Here is a 20,296-nt window from a genome sequence, read left to right as displayed (position 1 = left end):
GAGGGAGGAGACAAGATGACACTTCTGGAACGTCACGACACGGACGGGATCGCCCGGCTGACCCTGAATGCGCCGGACCGGCTGAACGCGCTGAGCGATGCGATGCTGGCAGCGCTGAGCGCCGAGATCGCCGCGCTGCGCGAGGACCGCGAGACGCGCGTCGTCCTGTTGTCGGGCGCCGGTCGTGCCTTCTGCGCCGGCCACGACCTGAAGGAGATGCAGGCGGGGCGCCAGGCCGAGGACGCGGGCGCGGCCTATTTCGCCGACCTCTTTACCCGCTGCGCCGCGGTGATGACCGGGCTGCGCGACCTGCCCCAGCCGGTGATTGCCCTGCCCCACGGGATCGCCACCGCGGCTGGCTGCCAGTTGATCGCCTCCTGCGACATGGCGATTGCCGCCGAGGGCACCCGCTTTGGCGTCAACGGGGTGAACATCGGCCTCTTCTGCTCCACTCCCATGGTGGCCCTGTCCCGCAACATCCCCCGCAAACAGGCCTTCGAGATGCTGACCACCGGCGAGATGATCGACTGCGCCCGCGCCGCAGAACTGGGGCTGATCAACCGCGCCGTGCCGCATGAGGCACTGGAGGAAGAAGGGCTGGCCCTGGCCCGGAAGGTCGCGGCGAAACTGTCGACCGCGATCCGCATCGGCAAGTCGGCCTTCTACCGCCAGATGGAGATGGACCTCGACAGCGCCTATGCCTTCACCGGTGCCGCCATGGTCGAGAACATGCTGGACGGCGACACCAACGAGGGCATTCAGGCCTTCCTGGAGAAGCGCAGCCCCGGCTGGGCCCGCGACTGACCGCGACGACCGCCCGCGCCCCGCGTTGGCACGATTGCCGCCGCAAGCGGGGCGAAAAGACGGCCCCTTGGCGCCGGATCGGCGCTGATCCGGCGCCGAAGAGCGGATCGTTTCCGTATCGCGTCCAGTCTTGTTCCGGATTCGCCACTTTCCGACCGCAAGGGCATCCGCTACCTCTTGGGGCCCAAGGCGCGCGGGATACGCGCCGCACGAACGCGCGAGTTCGGGTCACCGTCTCCCCCCTCCAGGCCAGCTCTCTCTGGCATTCGACCAGGGACACGGTGACCCGCTGGCAACTCCCCCGAAGACTGCCACGCGGCCGGCCACCGGCCCTGCCCCGAAGTCCGCCTTCCGCCCCCTGTTTCTCTTTGCCCGAACTCCCCTTGGGGTGGCGTGGCGCAAGAACCGGGGACTAGCCAAACGCCCTCACTTCGCCTAGATCGCGCCCATGACACACAGCCCTTCAGACGTTCTTCACATCATCGGCGGCGGCATGGCCGGGTCCGAGGCCGCCTGGCAGGCAGCCCAGGCCGGCATCCCCGTGGTCATCCACGAGATGCGCCCGCAGGTGGAAACCTTCGCCCACCGGACCGGCAACCTGGCCGAGATGGTCTGCTCCAACTCTTTCCGCTCCGACGACAGCGAACAGAACGCCGTCGGCCTGCTGCATTGGGAAATGCGCGCCGCGGGCGGGCTGATCATGCAGACCGCCGACCGTCATCGCCTGCCCGCTGGTGGCGCGCTGGCCGTCGACCGCGATCCCTTCTCCGAAGAGGTTACGGCGACGCTGCGCGCCCATCCGCTGGTCACGGTGGAGGAAGGCGAGATCTCCGAACTGCCCGCCGAGGGTCACTGGATCATCGCCACCGGCCCGCTGACCTCCGGCGCCCTGGCCGAGGCGATCCGGGCCGAGACCGGTGCCGAAAGCCTGGCCTTCTTCGACGCCATCGCCCCCATCGTCTATGCGGACAGCATCGACATGGACACGGCCTGGATGCAGTCGCGCTACGACAAGGGCGAAACCGAGGAAGAGCAAAAGGCCTACCTCAACTGCCCGATGACCAAGGACCAGTACGAGGCCTTCATCGACGCGCTTCTGGCCGCCGACAAGACCGAGTTCCACGAGGGCGAAACCGCCGGCTACTTCGACGGCTGCCTGCCGATCGAGGTCATGGCCGAGCGTGGCCGCGAGACCCTGCGGCACGGGCCGATGAAACCCGTGGGCCTGACCAATGCCCACAAGCCGGATGAAAAGGCCTGGGCCGTGGTGCAGCTGCGCCGCGACAACAAGCTGGGCACGCTCTACAACATCGTCGGTTTCCAGACGAAGATGAAGTACGGCGCCCAGACCGAGGTCTTCCGGATGATCCCGGGGCTGGAGAACGCCAGCTTCGCACGTCTGGGCGGCATCCACCGCAATACCTTCCTCAACTCGCCCACCCTGCTGGACGGCGAGATGCGCCTGCGCTCGCGCCCCAACATCCGTTTCGCGGGCCAGATCACCGGCGTCGAGGGTTATGTGGAAAGTGCCGCCATGGGCCTGCTGGCCGGGCGCCTCGCGGTGGCCGAGATCACCGGCAAGACCCTGCCGCCCGTGCCGGCGGAAACCGCCATGGGCGCGCTGGTCACGCACATCACCGGCGGCGCGGAGGCCAAGACCTTCCAGCCGATGAACGTGAACTTCGGGCTGTTCCCCCCGGTCGAGGGGCTGAAGGGCGGGCGGCGTGGCCGCAAGGACCGCTACAAGGCCTACACCGACCGCGCGAAATCTCTCTGGACCGACTGGCTGCAGTCGACCGTGACCGGCGCCGAGGCCAGCCCCGCCGAGTAAGACCCTCCCGACATCCGGCCCGCGCCGGGTGTCGGACGACAGGCCCCAAGGCCCCTATTCAGGCCCTGCCCGCCCTTATTTCCAAGCCCCTTTTGCCGGACTTGTGCATCCCTGCACGCGACGCGCCGGACCTGTGGGTGGAACTTTCCGCCCTCTTGGGCCATATAGGGGGCATGTCTCAAAATTATCTGGATAAAATCTACGGCGTCGATGACGCCGAAAAGCAACGCGACGTTTACGACCAGTGGGCCGAGAGCTACGACAGCGAACTCGAAAAGGCCAACTACCTGACCCCTGGTCGGCTCGTCGATGCCCTGAAATCCTGCGTCAAGGAAGGCGACCTGACCACTCCGGTCCTCGACTTCGGCTGCGGCACCGGTATCTCCGGCGAGGAGCTGGCCAATGCCGGCTTCAAGCGCCTGCATGGCGCCGATGTCTCCGAAGGCATGCTGAAGATGGCCGAGGCGAAAGGCGTCTACGAGAAGCTGGTGACCCTGCCCTTCGGAAACCCCGACCCGGGCCTGGTGTCCCGCTATCGCCTGGTGACGGCCGTGGGCGCGATTTCCCACGGGGCCGCCCCCGCCTCCTGCCTGCCGGCGATTGTCATGGCCCTGCCCTCGGGCGGTCGCCTGGCGCTGAGCTACAACCAGCAAACGCTGGAGGACGAGGAGTATATGACGACCCTCGACCGCACCGTGAACAGCTCCGAAGCCGTGCTGGAGTTCTCCGAGGACGGGCCGCACCTGGAGGGGCTCGACACGATCTCGCGCGTGATGGTGATCCGCCGCCGCTGACGGCAGATCCGTTCTATCGAAACGACGCAAGAAGGGCGGCCCTGATCGGGCCGCCCTTCCTGTTTACGGCATCCTGCGCAAGGCTGCGGCGGCTCAGTGCCCGTAGGTCGCCCGTAAGCTGGCCTTGCCCAGGGCCGTGGCATTGACGGTGAAACCGACACGGCCTTCGACGACGAAGGGCATCTTGACGGTACTGCCATCGGCACTGTCGGCGCTGGTCAACGTCAGCGCAGGGGAGAGGCCCCGCCCCAGTTTGCGCCGACCGCGCCCGTGCCAATATGGAGCAACCCCGGAATTGTGAGACGCCCCGTCTTGTGATGGCCCGCCCGGCTTTCTAGGGTGGATCGCCATGATCACCCGCTTTGCCCCTTCGCCCACGGGCCCCCTGCACCTGGGCCACGCCTTTTCAGCGCTGACCGCTGCCCGCCGGGCTCAGGCAGAAGGCGGCACATTCCTGCTCCGGATCGAGGACATCGACCAGAGCCGCGCGCGGCCCGAGTGGGAAGAGCTGATCTACGAGGATCTGCACTGGCTGGGCCTCAGCTGGCCCGAACCGGTGATGCGCCAGTCCGAGCGCATGCCGGCCTACCGCGCGGCATTGCAGCGGCTGTGGGACATGGGGCTGCTCTATCCCTGCAGCTGCACCCGCCGCGACATCGCCGCCGCCGCCAGCGCCCCGCAGGAAGGGGGCGATCCGGTCGTCGGCCCCGATGGCATCGTCTATCCCGGCACCTGCCGCCCCGCGACACCGCCCACCGGCCCCCTGCCCGAGGCCGTGCTGCGTCTGAACATGGCCGCCGCGATGGAGCGGGCCTGCCGCCACGAAGCGCTGCAGTTCACCGAGACCGGTCGCGGCCCCAATGGCGAACACGGCCGGCAGGAGATCGCCCTGCGCAGGATGATCGACAAGATCGGGGATGTGGTGCTGGCGCGGCGCGAGATGGGCACCTCCTATCACCTGGCGGTGGTGGTGGATGACGCGGCCCAGGGCGTGACGGAGGTGGTCCGCGGCGCGGACCTCTTCGAGGCCACGCCCATCCACGCTCTGCTGCACCGCCTGCTGGGCCTGCCGACGCCCGTGTACCATCACCACCGGCTGATCCGCGACGCGGACGGCAAGCGGCTGGCGAAACGCGACGACGCCCGCGCCATCCGGCTTTACCGGGAGGACGGCCGGACGCCGGCGGAGGTCATGAAGATGGTCGGTCTACCCCCAGCCCCGACAGGCTGAGGCACGATCACACCATCGGGTCGGCGATCACCACTTCCTCGCCGTCGCGCACGGCGGTGTAGAAACAGTTGCGGCGGTTGGTATGGCAGGCTGGCCCCGTCTGATCGACGATCAGAAGCAGGCAGTCGCGGTCGCAATCCACCCGCAGTTCCACCAGTTTCTGCACGTGGCCGGAGCTTTCGCCCTTGGCCCAGAAGCTCTGGCGCGAGCGTGACCAGTAGGTGACATGGCCGGTCTCCAGTGTCTTCTCGATAGACGCCGCGTTCATCCAGGCCATCATCAGCACCTCGCCGGTGCCCTCCTGCTGGGCGATGGCGGGGATCAGCCCCTTGTTGTCGAATTTCAGATTGCTCGGGTCAAAGCGCATGGGTGTCCTTTCCGCCCCTTTCCCATGGGGCCGTTGCGGCCTATCTAGGGGGAAACGCCCTGAAGAACCAGCGCCGCCGTGCCGCGCCGGAAAGGATGCTCCATGAGCGAGACCGACCTGATCAAACTCTATTCCTCGCGCATCCTGGCGCTGGCGGCCGAGATCCCCCACCAGGACCGTCTGGCCGACCCCGATGCCACGGTGAAGAAACGCGCGCCGCTCTGCGGCTCCACCGTGACGGTGGACGTGGATGTCGAAGACGGCAAGATCGCCCGCTACGGCCAGGAGGTACGCGCCTGTGCCCTGGGCCAGGCCTCGGCCAGCGTCGTGGGCAGCGTCGTGATCGGTCGCACCAAGGCGGAGATCCTGACCGCCCGCGATCAGCTGCGCGCCATGCTGAAGGATGGCGGCCCTGTGCCTGACGCGCCCTTCGACGGGCTGGAGGTGCTGCAGCCCGCGCGCGAGTACAAGAACCGCCATGCCTCGATCCTGCTGGCGCTGGAGGCCCTGTCCGAAGCCCTGGAACAGGCCGAAGCCAGCAACTGCGCTTAACCGCATCGCAGGGTTTGCCCCTTAGGTCTGAGGTCGCGCAATCAGCAGCGGCCCCAGATGCAACACGACCCAACCTTCCCGTCCCGTGACGCCGATCCCCCCCGGCCCGCCGGTGTTTCCCTCGACCGGCTGGCCCGCAACGCCTCGGCGCTCGGGCAGGAGATCGTCGATGTCGACGGTTTCCTCGAAGACATGACCCAGCAGACCGAACAGCTGTTGCGGCAGCTGAAGACAGTGCGCGAGGGCACAGGTCAGGTGTTGCAGATGAACGCGGCCATGGTGACCACGATCCGCGATTCCTGCGCCCAGCTGGAAGAGACCCAGGCCAGTTTCGAAAAGGCGCTCGGCATGGCCGATGTCGCGGGCCGCCAGTCGCGCGAGGTACTGACCTGGGTGCTGACGCTGGCCACCCGCACCCTGGACGTGGAAAGCGTGCTGGAGGACGTCCAGCAGAGCAACGACCAGATCGCCGACATCGCCGCCCAGGTGAACATGCTGGCAATCAACGCCAAGATCGAGGCCGCCCGTGCCGGCACGGCCGGTCAGGGCTTCTCGGTTGTAGCCGATGCGATCAACCAGCTGTCGCAGCAGACCGGCGCCACGGCCGACACGATCAGCGACAACATCCAGCGGCTCGTGGACTGGATCACCACGCTGCAGCAGGAAACCGGCCAGGTTTCCGCCACCTCGCGAGAGCTTTCGCATACCGGCGACAAGGTGGCCGAGATGAATGGCGCCGTGAAGGAGGCGATGGACCGTTCCGTCACGCGGATGAAGCTGGTGCGCGACGATGCGGTGGAGGCGGACGCGGCACTGCGCGACTACACCCCGCGGATCGAGAGCATGTTCAACAGCGTCCAGGACAGTGCCGACGGGGTCGAAGATGTTCATCATCGCCTGCAGGTGCTGCGCAACCTGTCCGAGGCGCTGGTGCAGGATTCGATCGCGGTTGGCGGCGACACCGAGGATGGCCCCTTCATCGCCGATGTGCAGGCGCGTGCGCGCCGCATCGGCGCCGCCTTCGAAGAGGCCGTGGACGAGGGGCGCATCAGTTTCGACGATCTCTTCGACACCGACTACCGACCGGTGCCCAACAGCAGCCCGGAACAGGTCACCACCCGCTTCACGCGGCTGACCGACCTGCTCCTGCCCGAGATCCTGGAAGAGGCGCTGGCGCTGGATGACAAGGTCGCCTTCTGCGCCGCGGTGGATCGCAACGGCTACCTGCCCACCCACAACCGCAAGTTCTCGCACCCGCAATCCGATGATCCGGTCTGGAACATGGCCCATTGCCGCAACCGCCGCATCTTCGACGACCGTGTCGGGCTGAAGGCCGGACGCAACAAGGATCCCTTCCTGATGCAGGTCTACCGGCGCGACATGGGCGGCGGCGACTACGTCCTGATGAAGGACCTCTCGGCACCGGTCTTCGTCAAGAACCGTCACTGGGGCGGGCTGCGCCTGGCCTATCGGTTCTGAGAGGCATTGCGCGCTTGCTGCCGTCGGGATCGGCCCGCGCAGCAGCGGGGCACCGCCATGGCCCAGCCCGGACAAGGGCAACGCAGGACGAAGCGCGTCAGACATAAAAAAACCGCCGCACGTCACGGGGACGGCGGCGGCAAGGATGCAGATCGCTTGGGACTGAGGGACGCGCACCGGGGGATGAGGCAGACCCGGCCGGGCGGACAGGCGATCCGACCCGTGGGATGGGGATCCGGCGCGCCCCTCGCGATTTGCAGGCAGAAACGGCTCAGGTCAGAGCCGGCAGATAGAGTGACCCCAGAAGAAGGACGACAAGGGCCGCGGCCCCGAAAAGATCCTGAACCAGCGCCGAAGGCGAACGGCGGGCAACCTGGATGAAGTCTTTCAGCATGTCTTGGCTCCTTGCGATCGGTGTCATTCCTCTGCGTTGCCCCTTTGTTCTCACATTCCTGGCCCCACGTAAAGAACTTTTTAAGAACATTTGAGAACAAAAAGGGTTTCACCGGAACATCAAGGTGTTAGCCCGTTCTCTGTCAGACCGGCACAGGGGTGTTCGCCGTCTCTCCCAGATGGAAGGACGGGCGGCATCGTCTCCGAATACGGGGGCGCCTCAGCCGACGTTGATCAGGCGGATCGCCTCATCCTGACCCATCAGCCACAGAAGCGTGCGTGCCGCCTGCCCGCGCGGGCTTTCCAGCGACGGATCCTTGGCCAGCAGGGTGCGCGCGTCGCTTTGGGCGATGGCCATCAGCGCGGTCTGGCGTTCCAGGTCCGCGATGCGGAACCGAGGCATCCCGCTTTGTGCCGTACCGATCAGATCACCGGCGCCGCGCATTTCCAGGTCGGCCTCGGCGATGCGGAATCCGTCCTCGGTCTCGCGCAGCAGGGTCAGCCGTTTCATCCCCGCCTCCGACAGCGGCGCCTGGTAGAGCATGAGGCAGGTCGAGGCCGCCTCCCCCCGGCCGACCCGACCGCGCAGCTGGTGCAGCTGCGCCAGGCCGAAGAACTCGGCCCGTTCAATCACCATGATCGAGGCATTGGGCACGTTCACCCCCACTTCGATCACGGTCGTGGCGACCAGCACATCCGTCTCGCCCCGTTGGAAGGCAGCCATGGCGGCGTCCTTCTGCTCCGGTGGCATTTGGCCGTGCACCAGCCCCACGCGCCCCTCGCCCAGACGGGCGCGCAGATGCTTGAACCGCTCCTCGGCTGCGGTCAGGTCGCTTTTCTCGCTCTCCTCGACCAGCGGACAGACCCAGTAGGCCTGCCGCCCGTCGCGCGTGGCACGGTCCAGATGATCGACGATCTCTCCCAGCCGCTCGGTGGAACTCAGCGTGGTCTTCACCGGGGTCCGCCCGGGCGGTTTCTCATCCAGCACCGAGATGTCCATGTCGCCATATTGCGCCAGCGACAGGGACCGCGGGATCGGCGTCGCGGTCATCACGAGGATGTCCGCCTGGCGCCCCTTGCGCCCCAGTTCCAGCCGCTGGCGGACGCCGAAGCGATGCTGTTCGTCGACGATGGCCAGGCGCAGGTCGGCGAAATGCACGTCCTGCTGGAAGACAGCGTGCGTGCCGACCAGAATGTCGATCTCTCCACCTGCCAGCCGGGCGAGCTTAGCCGCGCGATCGGCGCCCTTGTCGCGCCCCGTCAGAATCTCCAGTGTGACGCCTGCGGCCTCGGCCAGGGGCGCCAGGCCTTCCATGTGCTGTCGCGCCAGGATCTCGGTCGGGGCCATCATCACGCCCTGCCCGCCCGCCTCGACGGCGATCAGCAGCGCCAGGAAGGCGACCAGGGTCTTGCCCGCGCCCACGTCGCCCTGCAACAGCCGCGACATGCGATCCTCGCGCCCCATGTCGGCGGCAATCTCGCCAACCGCGCGGGTCTGCGCCTCGGTCGGCTTGTAAGGAAGCGATTTCAATACCTTGGCGCGCAGGTGCCCGTCACCGTGACTGGGGCGCCCGGCGCGTTTGCGCTCGACCATCCGCGCCAGGGCCAGGGTCAGCTGATGCGCCAGCAGCTCATCATAGGCCAGCCGTTCCCGCGCCGGATCCTCCGGACTGACGGCATCCACCCCATCGGGCCCATGGGCCTGGCGCAGCGCCGAGAGCCAGTCCGGCCAGAGCTTCGACGCCCGCTGCCCGGTGTCGATCCACTCCGGCAACAGGGGCGCACGGGCCAGGGCCGAGGCCGCGGCCTTGGCCATCACCCGCTGGGTCACACCGGCGGTCAGCGGATAGACCGGTTCGAAATCCGGGATCTCGTCCCCCTGGTCGAGGGGCAGCACATGGTCCGGATGGGGCATGTTGGCGACCCCGTCGTACATCTCCAGCTTGCCGGAGACCAGGCGCCGGCTGCCCTCCGGCAGGATCTGCTGCAGGTAGTTCGACCGGGCGTGGAAGAAGATCAGGTCAAACTCCGTCTCCGCATCGGCCACGCGGATGCGATAGGCCCCGCCCCGGCTGCGCGGCGGATGATGGGCGCCCACCGTGACCTCAACCGTGGCCGTGGCCGGCAGGGTCAGACCCAGGATCGTCTCGCGCCGGCGCCGGTCGATGACCCCGTGAGGCAGCAGGAACAGCATGTCCCGCGGCACCTCCACGTCGAGCTGCGCCAGGTGCTTGGCCGTCTTCGGCCCGACGCCCTCCAGCGTTTCCAGCCCCGCGAAGAGCGGGAAGAGGATCTCGGGCCGGCCGGTCATGCGTCACCGATCAGCGACAGCCAGCCATCCTCGTCGATGACGCGCACGCCCAAGTCGGCGGCCTTGGTGGCCTTCGACCCGGCGCCCGGCCCGGCGATCAGGATGTCGGTCTTCTTAGACACCGAGCCGGAGACCTTGGCGCCAAGCGCCTCGGCGCGGGCCTTGGCCTCCGGTCGGGTCATCTTTTCCAGCGTGCCGGTAAAGACCAGGGTCAGCCCCGCCACCGGGCTGCCGCTGTCGTCGGGCGCCTCGACGTCCAGGATCGTCAGCTCGGCGGCCAGCCGGTCGATGGAGGCGCGCTCGGCCTCCTGGCCGAAGGCGGCAACAAGCGAGGCCGCGACCTTGGCGCCGATGCCGTCGATGCCGATCAGCTCTTCCCAGGCGTCCCGCTGCTCCTTGGTCAGGGCGGGTTCCGCCGCCCAGGCCGCATCCCGCGCGGCCTTCAGGCTGGCCCGACGCCCCGCTTCGCGCGCCGCCGCGCGTTCCTCGGCCTCGGCGGCATCGGCCTGCAGGTGACGTTCCTGCGCCGGGCGTGCCAGGTCGACGACCTGCGTCAGCCGCGACCAGCTGCCGAAATGGCGCGCCAGATCCTGCGACACGACCTCCCCCACGTGGCGAATGCCAAGGGCGAAAAGCGCGCGGTTCAGCTCAATCTCGCGGCGGGTGTCGATGGCGTCGAAGAGGTTCTCGGCCGACTTCTCCCCCCAGCCCTTGATCTTCGCCAGCGGAGTTTCGGCCAGGTGGCGGATGGCTGCGGCCACATGGGCGGGGTCGGTATCGTCCACCGGCACACCGGCGGTGCGCAGCATCTCGGCCAGTTCGGACAGCAGCGCGGCGCGCCGTTCGGGGTCGCCCTCGTAGCGCGCGGTCACCTCCTGCGGGTCCCGCACCAGGCGCCGGTCCTCGGCATCCCGGGCGCGCAGGGTGAAGATGTCCGCAGGCTCCGCGATCCAGCACATGTCGTAAAGGAACTCGGCCTGCTTGGCCCCCAGCCCCTCGATGTCGAAGGCCGCGCGGGACACGAAATGGCGCAGTTTTTCAACCGCCTGCGCGGGGCAGATCAGCCCCCCGGTGCAACGGCGGACGCTGTCGCCCTCCTCCCGGATCGCCTGGGATCCGCATTCGGGGCAGGTTTCGGGGAAGCTGTAGGGGGTCGCATCCTCGGGGCGCTTCGACAGGTCCACGTCGGCGATCTTGGGGATCACGTCGCCCGCGCGGTAGACCTGCACCCAGTCGCCCGGCCGGATGTCCTTGCCCGCGCGGATCCGCTCCCCCTTGTTGTCGCGGCCCGCGATGTAGTCCTCGTTGTGCAGCGTGGCGTTGGAGACGACGACGCCGCCGACGGTGACGGGATGCAGACGCGCCACGGGGCTGAGCGCGCCGGTACGGCCGACCTGGATGTCGATCGCCTCCAGCCGGGTCCAGGCCAGTTCGGCGGGGAACTTGTGGGCGATGGCCCAGCGGGGCGTGGTGGAGCGGAAGCCGAGGCGCCCCTGCAGCGCCAGGTCGTCGACCTTGTAGACGACGCCGTCGATGTCATAGCCCAGCGTCGCGCGCTGTTCCTCGATGTGGGCGTAATGGGCCAGCATCTCCTCCGGTCCGTCGCAAAGCCGGGTCAGGGGGTTGGTCTGGAAACCAAGCGCCGCCAGCCGGTCGATCGCGGCCTTCTGGGTGTCCGCCAGCGGGTCCGACAGGGCGCCCCAGGCATAGGCGAAGAAGCGCAGCGGGCGGGCGCGGGTGATCTCCGCATCCAGCTGACGCAGGGAGCCGGCGGCGGCGTTGCGCGGGTTGGCGAAGGTCTTGGCCCCGGCCTCCTCCTGGCGCGCGTTCAGCGCCTGGAAATCCTCGTGGGACATGTAGACCTCGCCCCGCACCTCCAGCCGGTCCGGGGCGCCGTCAAGGCGGGTCGGGATGTCGGCGATGGTGCGGGCGTTGGCGGTGACATTCTCGCCCTCCTCGCCATCGCCGCGGGTGGCGGCGCGCACCAGCTCGCCGTTCTCGTAAAGCAGCGACAGGGACAGGCCGTCGATCTTGGGTTCCGCCGTGTAGGCCAGCGGCGCGTCCGGGCCGAGGCCGAGGTAGCGCCGGATGCGCGCATCGAAGTCGCGCACGTCCCCGTCCTCGAAGGCATTGCCGAGCGAGAGCATCCGCACCTCGTGGCGCACCTTGCCGAAGCCTTCGGCCGGGGCCGCGCCCACCTGGTCGGAGGGGCTGTCGGCGCGTTTCAGGTCGGGGAAACGCGCCTCGATCTCCGCGTTGCGGATCTTCAGCGCGTCATACTCGGCATCGGATATTTCGGGCGCATCGCTCTGGTGATAGGCCAGATTCGCCGCATTCAGCGCCTCGGCCAGGCGGGCCAGTTCGCCCTCTGCCTCTGCCGGTGTCAGCGTTTCCACTGCCTTCTGCGCCGTCTCACCCGTCATGCACGATCCCCTTGTCCTGACCCTCGGCCGGTCCGGCCGATTGGGGAAAGAGATAGGCGGGGTGGAAAGCGAGGTCCAGCGACTTGCGCAACCGGCAGGGGCTGGGGCGTCAGCCCGCAGGGACCAGCGTCCGGCTCTGCGACGCCCCCTGCCAGGGTTGAAACGCGTGCCGAGCGGGCAACGCCTCGTCACCGGTGCGAACTGGGTCGACGTGCGGGATGGGTGCCGGGCTCCGGCAGAACGACATAAGGGCGCGAGCTGCGCAGACCCATCCGGCCGGCGACAGCCCTGGCCCTGCGGTCGTCACTTCATGCGCGGACCGCCCAGAAAACCTGAGCGGTGGCCGGGCGCGGGTCAGCCGGCGCCGAGCGCGATCCTCTTCTCGTCCATCTGTTCCGGCTCGGGATCGCGCAGCACATAGCCGCGGCCCCAGACGGTTTCGATATAGTTGTCGCCCTCGGTAGCGGTCGACAGCTTCTTGCGCAGCTTGCAGATGAAGACGTCGATGATCTTCAGCTCCGGCTCATCCATGCCGCCGTAGAGATGGTTCAGGATTGCTCGGAATTCTAAACTCTTTCAACATCTTATAGGTCACACCAGACCCCGACAAAACGAAAACAAATAGTGAATATTGAAACGCTTCTGAGCATGATTTTTAGACCTTAGGATAGTGTTCCCTGAAACCGGAGGACGCTATGCTTAGGAGTGTGTTCCTTGCTCCTTCTCCAGCTTTGTGACGACTGCCCTGATGACCGCCCCCGCGTTTCCACCCACCAGATTCGACCACCTTGCAATCGACCGCTCTTGCTCGGCCTGTGGCGCCTTCACCAGGATGACGATTTCAGATGTGAGGTACGCGACGACGCCGGCGTGTCCTCAATGTGCCGAACCATGGGCAGATGGCATGAAATGGCTACTGCGCGGGCTCAACGTGACTGAGCGGTACTTGCAGTCCAGATCTACGAGCGAGCAGAAACCCAAGGCCTCCGGTCAACTAAAAGGCCACATACACACTTAGAACCGCTCTCTTCGCCTCCGCCTAACAGAGACGCTGCAACGAAGGCTCAGCCAAACGCGTGCTCTTAGGCTGCGCCTTGGAAGAATGGCAGCGATAATGCAGTAATCCGCTATAGCTGAACGCCAATAGGCCTGTGGGCTGGTCGAGGCTTCCCGCCCAAAGCCTTCATTCGTACCAGGCGCAGCGAATGACTGGACCGCGCAGGGAGCTGCCGTTCAGGACAGGACTCCTGGACGACCGCTAAGCGCAGGGGCCTGCCGTTCGTGCAAGTGCGCCTGGATGACCGCTAAGCGCAGGGAGCGGACACTTCTCGCGACCTGCCTAAGGCCGCTCCCTCGGGCACTTTCGGCCGAGGCTGTGTGGAAACGTGCCGGCAGGGGCAGTCGGCTGCTGGTTGGTCGCGCTGCTCGCTTTCAGCGGGCTCCGACACTCTTTGCACGCGTGGCGGCGTGGTGATCCCTTTCAGGCAAGGCCTGGCGTCTGCGCTTGAGGCGCGGCAGGTCCCGATCGGGCGGCAATGGCCCGCATCAGGCCCCGAATGCCGATCAACGCGACCACCCGCTTGATGTTGTAGGCTAGGACATTCAGCGCCATTTCGGTGCGGACGTTCTTCAGCCTCCGCGTCAGGAAATGGGTGTGCCCCATCCAGGCCTTGAGGGTGCCGAACGGGTGTTCGACCGTACAGCGGCGCAGGGTCATCGGATCCGCCTCCCCACCCAGTCTTTTGCGCATCGCATCGACCAGGTGCTCATGCTCCCAGCGGGTGATCCGACGTTCCTTGCCACTGGTGCAGCGGTGACGAACCGGACAGCTCTGGCATTCATTGGTCCAGTAGCGGCCGACCCGCAGCCCGTCCTCCTCACGCGTGTAGCGGTAGGTCAGCTCTTCGCCCGCCGGGCAGAGATAGGCATCGCGGGCCGGGTCATAGGCAAAGTCAGCCTTCACATACATGCCCTTGCCCCGGTTGCCGGATGTCTCGGGGCGCGGCACGGTTGTGGTGATCCCAGCCTGATGGCAGGCTAGGATCTGAGACCCGCTGAAGTATCCCTTGTCAGCGATGGCGTGCAGGTCATCGCGCCGAAGAGCCTTCCTGGCTGCCGCCGCCATCGGGCTCAGCTGGTCGCGGTCGAAGCTTTGATTGGTCACGTCATGCGCCACGATCAGATGCGTCTCGGTATCGACCGCGGTCTGGACGTTGTAGCCGACCATGCCGCTGTGTCGGGCGCTGGTCGCCATGGCCCGGGCATCGGGATCCGTCAGCGAGATCTGCCCATCGGGCGCCTCGGTCAGGGCCTATTCCATTGCCTTCAGACGTGCAAGCCGACCGTAACCTCATGAAACTGGACGAAATCTTGTTGCGAAAGCTCGAGAACATAAAAAGCACAAAACATGAATATCGCGACCTGACTCTAGGACCATACGCCATGCCGCTTGCTCCGTCTTTGTTGAAACGCACACCGGCAGTCGCGCTAGGGCTTTTCGAAAGCTAGCCCCCAGCCATGTACTGACTGGAAAGACGCGATGAATGCCGCTCACTCTAGGACGAATGAGCGGATTAGGACTTCGACCTGAGGACGCATCACCTGAACCGAACCAACGAAGATTCTTTGGTTAAGCCATGCATAGGGCCCCTCGGGCGCTTCCACGTGGATGCGCGAGCGCGAATAGGCTAGGCCGCCCTCGGCATCATAGGTCAGCAGCGCGTGGTTGCGGATCTCGATGCCCGTGCCGTCATCGGTCTCCATGTGGTAGATCGCCTCCAGCTCCTTGGCACCATCAGCGCGCAAGCGTTGCAGGTCGAAACCACCCGGCAGGACGCGCCCCGAGAAGGCGCGCGGCGCAGGGCCGCCGGGATCGAGGGTCCCTTCAAAATGGCCCCCGGTGATCGGCACGATCAGGCGGGTGCCCAGGGGCCCCTGCCCCTGCTCTCGGGTCGGCTCCAGCAGGACATGGGCGGTCCAGCAGGGGCGCAGGGTCAGGGTGCCGGCGGGAAAGTTCACGGCGCGTTCCTCAGCTTGCGTTGACCAGGGCCAAGGCGATCCATGGCAGGGTGATCAGCAGTCCCAGCCGCAGCACGTCGATGGCGATGAAGGGCAGCAGCCCGCGGAAGATAGTCGGCATTGAGACACCCGGCAGGCAGGAGTTCAGTACGAAGACGTTCATGCCCACGGGCGGTGTGATCAGGCCGATCTCGGTGACCACCACCACGAGGATGCCGAACCACACCAGGTCCATGCCCATGGCCTGCACCACCGGCGCGAACAGCGGCACGCAGATCAGGATGATCGCCAGGCTTTCCATTACGCAGCCCAACACCAGGAAGATGCCCAGGATGGCCAGCAGGGTCTGGTAGGGGCCAAGGCCGCTTTCCGTCACCAGCGCCTGCACCGCGAAGCCCATGCCCGACATGGAAATCAGCTTGGCCAGCAGCATGGCCCCGAAGAGCACCACGTAAAGCATCACCGTCGTCATCACCGTCTCGCGGAAGGCCTCGCCCAGGATCTTCAGGTTGAGGCGTCCCAGCAGCATGGCGATCAGGATGGCGAAGCCCGCCCCCATGCCCGCCGCCTCGGTCGGGGTGAAGAGCTTCAGGTAAATGCCGCCGATGATGGTCAGGAAGAGCAGCGCGAAGGGCCATACCCCCGACAAGGCGCGCAGCTTCTCGTCCAGCGGTTGGGGTTCGGCGCGGGGGGCCTCTTCGGGGCGCAAGTGGCTGATCACTACCACGACCAGCGCATAGAGCAGCAGGCCAAGCACGCCCGGCCCGATACCGGCAATGAAGAGGTCTCCGATACTGGTCTCGGTTAGGATGCCGTAGAGAATGAGGATGGTAGAGGGCGGGATCAGGATGCCCAGGGTGCCTCCTGCGGCGATGGTTGCCGAAGCCAACTTGTCGGAATAGCCGAAGCTCTTCATCGGCGGATAGGCCACCTTGGACATGGTCGCCGCCGTCGCGAAGGACGAGCCCGAGACCGAGGCAAAGCCCGCGCAGCTGACCATGGTGGCCAGTGCCAGCCCGCCACGCCTTGCGCCCAGCCAGGCGTTCGCCGCGCGGAAGAGGTCATCCGAGATGCCGGTGGCGGCCAGGATGTTGCCCATCAGAACGAACATGGGCAGCACGGCCAGATCGTAGGAGAAGGCGTTTTCGGAAATCGTCATGGCCAGCATGGAGCCCGCCAGTTGCGGCCCCGCCAGCCAAGCCAGCCCGGACAGGGAAACCCCGAGCAGCGCGAAGCCAAGCGGCACCCGCAGGAAGGCCAGCATCAGGATCGCGGCCAGGGAAGTGACGCCCAGGATCATTGCGCACCCTCATTTGATTGGCCCGTATAGCCAGCACGGGCCAGGCGGCCGGCAGTGGCTTCCCAGCTCTGCACCAGCACGGCCAGCGCCGAAAGCCCGGCAGATATCGAGAAGAAGACATAGAGGCCGTCGCGCGGGATGTTCAGCGCCTGACTGACCTCCTTGAATTGGCGCGCCTCGGCTGCGGCCTGCCACATGACCCAGGCGAGGAACAGCAGCAGTGCCGCCATGAGGGCCGCGACCGCCAGATGCCAGGGCCAGAGGGCGCGACGCAACAGGTAGCGGTCGAAGAGATCCACGGTCAGATGCCCACCCTCGAGCGAGATCAACGGCAAGCCGAGGAAGATGATCAGCGCCATCAGATGCTCAGTGATGTCATGCGCACCGAACACCGGGTGGCCGAAGAGATGCCGCCCCAGCACGTCGCAGAAGGTCAGCGCGACGATGGCGGCAAGCGCCGCCATCATCCCAAGGGTAATCACAGCCCTGATCCGCGCTGCAATGCCTTTCAGCGGATAGGTCATTGGCCCTCCTGAAGTGCCTTGAGCTTGGCCTCGTAGCTGGCTTCGTAGAAGTCCACCACTTCCTGCGCGTTCGGCAGGTCGAAATCCGCCCCGTCAGTGACCCATTCGGAAAGCATGGTGGCGCGCACCTCTTTGATTTTCGACTGCAGCGCCGGCGAAGGGGAGACGAAGGTATGGCCCATCCCCTCGAGCTCGCCCCGCGCTTCGGCGTTCTGGCGGTCGAAGAAGGCGCCCCACTGGCGCGAGAAGACCTCACCCGAGACCTCCTCGATCGCCGCGCGGTCCTCTTCCGAGATGCGCTGCCAGCTGCGCTCGTTGATCACCACGAAGAAGAAGCCGTCGTAGAAGCCCTCATCGACAATGGTGTGATTGGTCAGCTTGTCCTCCACGTGGAAGCCCAGCACCGATTCCAGCGGGTGCAGCGAGCCGTCGATGACACCGCCGTCGACCAGTTCGTAGGCCTTGGTGGCGGGACCGGCGACGGGGATCGCGCCCATTTCTTCCAGCAGGCGTTTCTGGATCGGGCCGCCCATGCGGATCTTCTCATTGGCGAAGTCCTCCGGATCGTCCAGCGCCTTCGAGGAATGGTGGATCGAGCCGCCGCCCAGCAGGCCGGTCGCCAGCATGTGGGTGCCATCGAAGACCGGCAAGTCCTTCAGGTGGGTCTGGTAGGTCTCCCACAGAGCTGCCGAGGCCGCCTCGCCATTGCCGCCCGACAGGGGAAGCTCGGCAAACCAGACGGATTTGAAGCGGTCGGGCTCATAGGTCAGGTTGCCCCAGGTGACATCGGCGATGCCCTTGCGTGCCAGCTCGTAGTGCTGCGCCGGGGCCCCGAGCGCATTGGGCATGGTCTGGATCGTCACCCGACCCTCCGTCGCCTCCGAGACGGCTTCGGTCCAGGGAGTGAGAAGCTTGGTCACCAGGTCCGATGTCGAAGGCGCCCAGCTCGACATGCGCAGCACGGTCTCGGCAGAGACGGGGGTGGCCAGCGTCAGACCCAGGGCCGCGACAAGAGAGAGTTTGGTCAGGCTGTTCATTTGAGAGCTCCTTGTTGGAATGCATCCTCCGCCAGCCCGGCCCAGTACTCGGCACCGAGGGGAAGGATCTTATCGTTGAAGTCGTAATGGGGGTTGTGGACAGAGACATGCCCGATGGGCTTGCCGTCGCGATGGCCGCTGACGCCGTTGCCGAGGATGAAGAAGGCCGACGGACGGCTGAGGCCGTAGAAGGCGAAGTCCTCGCTGGCGGTGACCGGCTCGGCCTCGGGCTCCACCACCTCTTCGCCGAAAAGCCGCCTGGCCGTTGCGATGGCAAGGTTGGTCACCGCCGGATCGTTGAAGACCGAAGGATAGCCGTAGTCGGTTTCGATCTCGGCGGTACAGCCATAGGCAGCCGCCTGGGCATGGGTCACCTCGGCGATACGCTCGTGGATGCGGGCGGCCACTTCGGGTCGCAATGCACGCACCGCCAGCACCAGTTCGGCCTCGCCGGGAATGACGTTGAAGACCGTCCCCGACGACAGCTTTCCGATGGACAGGATGCCCGTATCCAGCGGGTTCAGGTTGCGCGAGACGATGCTGTGCAGGGCCAGCACCGTTGCCGACATGGCCAGTGCCGCATCCCTGGCCAGATGCGGCGTTGCCCCATGGCTGGCGCTGCCTTTGAAGCGCAGTGTCACCGTGTCGGAGGAGCACATGAAAGCGCCGGGGCGAAAGTGCATGTGGCCTTCCTCTTCGGTGGGCCCGTTGTGGATACCGAAGACGGCGTCACAGGGGAATTTCTCGAAAAGCCCCTCCTTGATCATCCGCTGGGCGCCGCTATCGCTGCCGCCGACTTCTTCAGCGGGCTGGAAGATAAGCACCACCGTGCCATTGCCGACCAGCTCGCCGGCGGCAGCGCGCCGCGCCATCAGCTCGGCCCCACCCAACAGCATGGCCGTGTGACCATCGTGCCCGCAGGCATGCATGGCACCTGGGGTGGTCGAGGCATAGGGCAAGCCCGTCGCCTCGGTGATCGGCAGGGCGTCCATGTCGGCGCGCATGCCGATCACCGGACCCTTGGCAGGATCGCCGAAGCTCATCCGACCGACGACGCCGGTCTCGGCCAGGCCCTTGGTCACCTCGTAGCCCCAGCCTTCCAGCAGCTTGGCCACCATGGCAGAGGTTCTAGGCAGCTCGAAGCCGATCTCGGGGTTCTGGTGCAGCTCATGGCGCCATTGGCGCATCAGCTCCGCGTCGGGGCGCTCTTGGTAGTGTTTGTCATTCATGGCGACACTCAAAGCAGCCTGCCCCCAAGCTGGGGAGACATTAAATTATGGCGGTTGACAACTTTATGTTGCCCTCCTCTTCTCCCCTGACCAGACCAGAAAGAGACTCCTATGCGCCTGACACAGTTGCGCGCCCTAGTGGCGCTATCCGACAATGGCTCCATCCGCAGTGCCGCCAATTCCCTCGGCCTCAGCCAGAGCGCGCTGACCCGCTCGCTCAGGGAGCTTGAACGGGACACGGGGGCCGCCTTGCTGGACCGGCGGCAGCATGGCACCGAGTTCACGGAGGCGGGCCGCAGCCTGCTTCAGCACGCCCGCCTCGTGCAGGCCACGCTGCGCCGTGCCGAAGAGGATGTGCGTCGAATATCCGGGCAGACCGTGCCCCGCGCCCGCATTGCGGTAACGCCTTTCCTTGCCTCGCTGGGAATCTCTCGCCTCTACAACCAGTTCCGCCGCCGCTATCCCGACGGGCAGCTGGAGCTGGATATCGGTATCCTATCCTCCTCGCTGCCTCGGCTGATCGACGGGTCCCTGGACGTCTCGTTCTGTATCGTCGAGCCGACGGAGTTACCAAACGAGCTGACTTTTCAGCAGTTCCGCACGGTGAACATGGTTGCCGTGACCCGCAAGAAGGACCTCGCCAAGCCGCAATCCTGGGAGGCGCTCACCCACGAGCAGTGGGTGCTAAACCCCTCACCTGCGACCACGGATGCCTACTTCCACAGCTGGATGTCTCGCAAGGGTGTCAAATTGCGAAACAAGACCATCCTCTGCCGCTCGGCGCAGATGCTTTCTTCTCTTGTCGAGGAGCTGGACGTGATCGCTGTCTGTCCGGAACCGCTATACTATGCTCGGCTGGCCCCGGCGGGAATCTACCGTGTCGGCCTGCCGGAACTACCCGAGCCCATACCCATGGGCGCGCTCACGATGACACATATGCCCAAGAGCCAGGCCGTTCAGGACCTGATCTCCATCGCTGAACATATCAGCTTGAAGATCTAGC

Annotated in this window: 17 protein-coding genes and 2 pseudogenes; 7 read left to right on the top strand and 12 right to left on the bottom strand. The window is 66.2% G+C overall.

The annotated features are described in order from the left end of the window. Positions 1-15 precede the first annotated feature (15 nt). The 3 genes from CVM50_RS00595 (at position 16) to CVM50_RS00585 (ending at position 3,429) form a co-directional block, all read left to right on the top strand. Positions 16-804: an enoyl-CoA hydratase gene (locus tag CVM50_RS00595; RefSeq protein ID WP_085890049.1), complete on the top strand. Its 789-nt coding sequence runs from the start codon at positions 16-18 to the stop codon at positions 802-804. Between the two features lie 448 nt (positions 805-1,252). Next, positions 1,253-2,635: a methylenetetrahydrofolate--tRNA-(uracil(54)-C(5))-methyltransferase (FADH(2)-oxidizing) TrmFO gene (gene trmFO / locus CVM50_RS00590; RefSeq protein ID WP_085890050.1), complete on the top strand. Its 1,383-nt coding sequence runs from the start codon at positions 1,253-1,255 to the stop codon at positions 2,633-2,635. A gap of 173 nt (positions 2,636-2,808) precedes the next feature. Then, positions 2,809-3,429 (top strand): class I SAM-dependent DNA methyltransferase, encoded by a 621-nt coding sequence (locus tag CVM50_RS00585; RefSeq protein ID WP_085890051.1) that lies wholly within the window; start codon positions 2,809-2,811, stop codon positions 3,427-3,429. A gap of 93 nt (positions 3,430-3,522) precedes the next feature. On the opposite strand, the gene CVM50_RS22120 is transcribed toward CVM50_RS00585, so the two are convergent. Continuing rightward, the gene (locus CVM50_RS22120; RefSeq protein WP_269778391.1) at positions 3,523-3,651 is read right to left on the bottom strand and encodes a hypothetical protein; all 129 of its coding nucleotides are present in this window, start codon (positions 3,649-3,651) and stop codon (positions 3,523-3,525) included. Positions 3,652-3,778: 127 nt separating this feature from the next. On the opposite strand from CVM50_RS22120, the gene gluQRS reads away from it, so the two are divergent. Further along, positions 3,779-4,660: a tRNA glutamyl-Q(34) synthetase GluQRS gene (gluQRS, locus tag CVM50_RS00580; RefSeq protein WP_085890052.1), complete on the top strand. Its 882-nt coding sequence runs from the start codon at positions 3,779-3,781 to the stop codon at positions 4,658-4,660. Positions 4,661-4,667: 7 nt separating this feature from the next. Here gluQRS and hisI read toward each other — a convergent pair whose 3' ends face one another. Beyond that, positions 4,668-5,027, bottom strand: a complete 360-nt coding sequence (hisI, locus tag CVM50_RS00575; RefSeq protein ID WP_085890053.1) for a phosphoribosyl-AMP cyclohydrolase — start codon at positions 5,025-5,027, stop codon at positions 4,668-4,670. Between the two features lie 102 nt (positions 5,028-5,129). Here hisI and CVM50_RS00570 point away from each other — a divergent pair, with 102 nt between their 5' ends. Together CVM50_RS00570 and CVM50_RS00565 are read left to right on the top strand one after the other, a co-directional pair. Then, positions 5,130-5,579 (top strand): iron-sulfur cluster assembly scaffold protein, encoded by a 450-nt coding sequence (locus CVM50_RS00570; RefSeq protein ID WP_085890054.1) that lies wholly within the window; start codon positions 5,130-5,132, stop codon positions 5,577-5,579. A 57-nt stretch (positions 5,580-5,636) separates the two neighbouring features. Then, positions 5,637-7,058 (top strand): methyl-accepting chemotaxis protein, encoded by a 1,422-nt coding sequence (locus CVM50_RS00565; protein ID WP_085890055.1) that lies wholly within the window; start codon positions 5,637-5,639, stop codon positions 7,056-7,058. 271 nt (positions 7,059-7,329) lie between these two features. Here CVM50_RS00565 and CVM50_RS22115 read toward each other — a convergent pair whose 3' ends face one another. From CVM50_RS22115 to CVM50_RS00520, 10 genes and pseudogenes are all read right to left on the bottom strand, one after another. Continuing rightward, complete coding sequence (locus tag CVM50_RS22115; protein ID WP_263624943.1) at positions 7,330-7,452, bottom strand: hypothetical protein; 123 nt, start codon at positions 7,450-7,452, stop codon at positions 7,330-7,332. 219 nt (positions 7,453-7,671) lie between these two features. After that, positions 7,672-9,762, bottom strand: coding sequence for an ATP-dependent DNA helicase RecG (gene recG, locus CVM50_RS00560; protein ID WP_085890056.1), 2,091 nt, complete (start codon positions 9,760-9,762; stop codon positions 7,672-7,674). After that, complete coding sequence (ligA, locus tag CVM50_RS00555) at positions 9,759-12,185, bottom strand: NAD-dependent DNA ligase LigA (RefSeq protein WP_085890057.1); 2,427 nt, start codon at positions 12,183-12,185, stop codon at positions 9,759-9,761. Before ligA ends, recG begins: the two co-directional genes overlap by 4 nt. A gap of 354 nt (positions 12,186-12,539) precedes the next feature. Further along, a pseudogene (locus CVM50_RS00550) lies at positions 12,540-12,737 on the bottom strand (winged helix-turn-helix domain-containing protein); the annotation flags it as partial. 928 nt (positions 12,738-13,665) lie between these two features. After that, positions 13,666-14,523: pseudogene (locus CVM50_RS00545) on the bottom strand (transposase); the annotation flags it as partial. A 212-nt stretch (positions 14,524-14,735) separates the two neighbouring features. Beyond that, the gene (locus CVM50_RS00540; RefSeq protein WP_085890058.1) at positions 14,736-15,203 is read right to left on the bottom strand and encodes a DUF3237 domain-containing protein; all 468 of its coding nucleotides are present in this window, start codon (positions 15,201-15,203) and stop codon (positions 14,736-14,738) included. Positions 15,204-15,213: 10 nt separating this feature from the next. Continuing rightward, entirely contained in the window at positions 15,214-16,503 is a 1,290-nt protein-coding gene (locus CVM50_RS00535; RefSeq protein ID WP_085890059.1) for a TRAP transporter large permease, read from the bottom strand. Then, complete coding sequence (locus tag CVM50_RS00530) at positions 16,500-17,027, bottom strand: TRAP transporter small permease (protein ID WP_085890060.1); 528 nt, start codon at positions 17,025-17,027, stop codon at positions 16,500-16,502. Before CVM50_RS00530 ends, CVM50_RS00535 begins: the two co-directional genes overlap by 4 nt. Further along, positions 17,024-18,064 (bottom strand): TRAP transporter substrate-binding protein, encoded by a 1,041-nt coding sequence (locus CVM50_RS00525; RefSeq protein ID WP_085890061.1) that lies wholly within the window; start codon positions 18,062-18,064, stop codon positions 17,024-17,026. The genes CVM50_RS00530 and CVM50_RS00525 overlap by 4 nt, the downstream gene beginning before the upstream one ends. Beyond that, a complete protein-coding gene (locus CVM50_RS00520; RefSeq protein WP_198431829.1) occupies positions 18,061-19,293 on the bottom strand; it encodes an amidohydrolase in 1,233 nt (410 codons plus the stop codon). Before CVM50_RS00520 ends, CVM50_RS00525 begins: the two co-directional genes overlap by 4 nt. A 111-nt stretch (positions 19,294-19,404) precedes the next feature. Here CVM50_RS00520 and CVM50_RS00515 point away from each other — a divergent pair, with 111 nt between their 5' ends. Continuing rightward, entirely contained in the window at positions 19,405-20,295 is an 891-nt protein-coding gene (locus CVM50_RS00515) for a LysR family transcriptional regulator (protein ID WP_100148401.1), read from the top strand. Position 20,296 lies beyond the last annotated feature (1 nt).

This window comes from Pseudooceanicola marinus, assembly GCF_002786295.1.
Lineage (GTDB): Bacteria > Pseudomonadota > Alphaproteobacteria > Rhodobacterales > Rhodobacteraceae > Pseudooceanicola > Pseudooceanicola marinus.
Note: the sequence above shows the minus strand (reverse complement) of the source record. Positions and strands in the feature narration are given on the sequence as shown.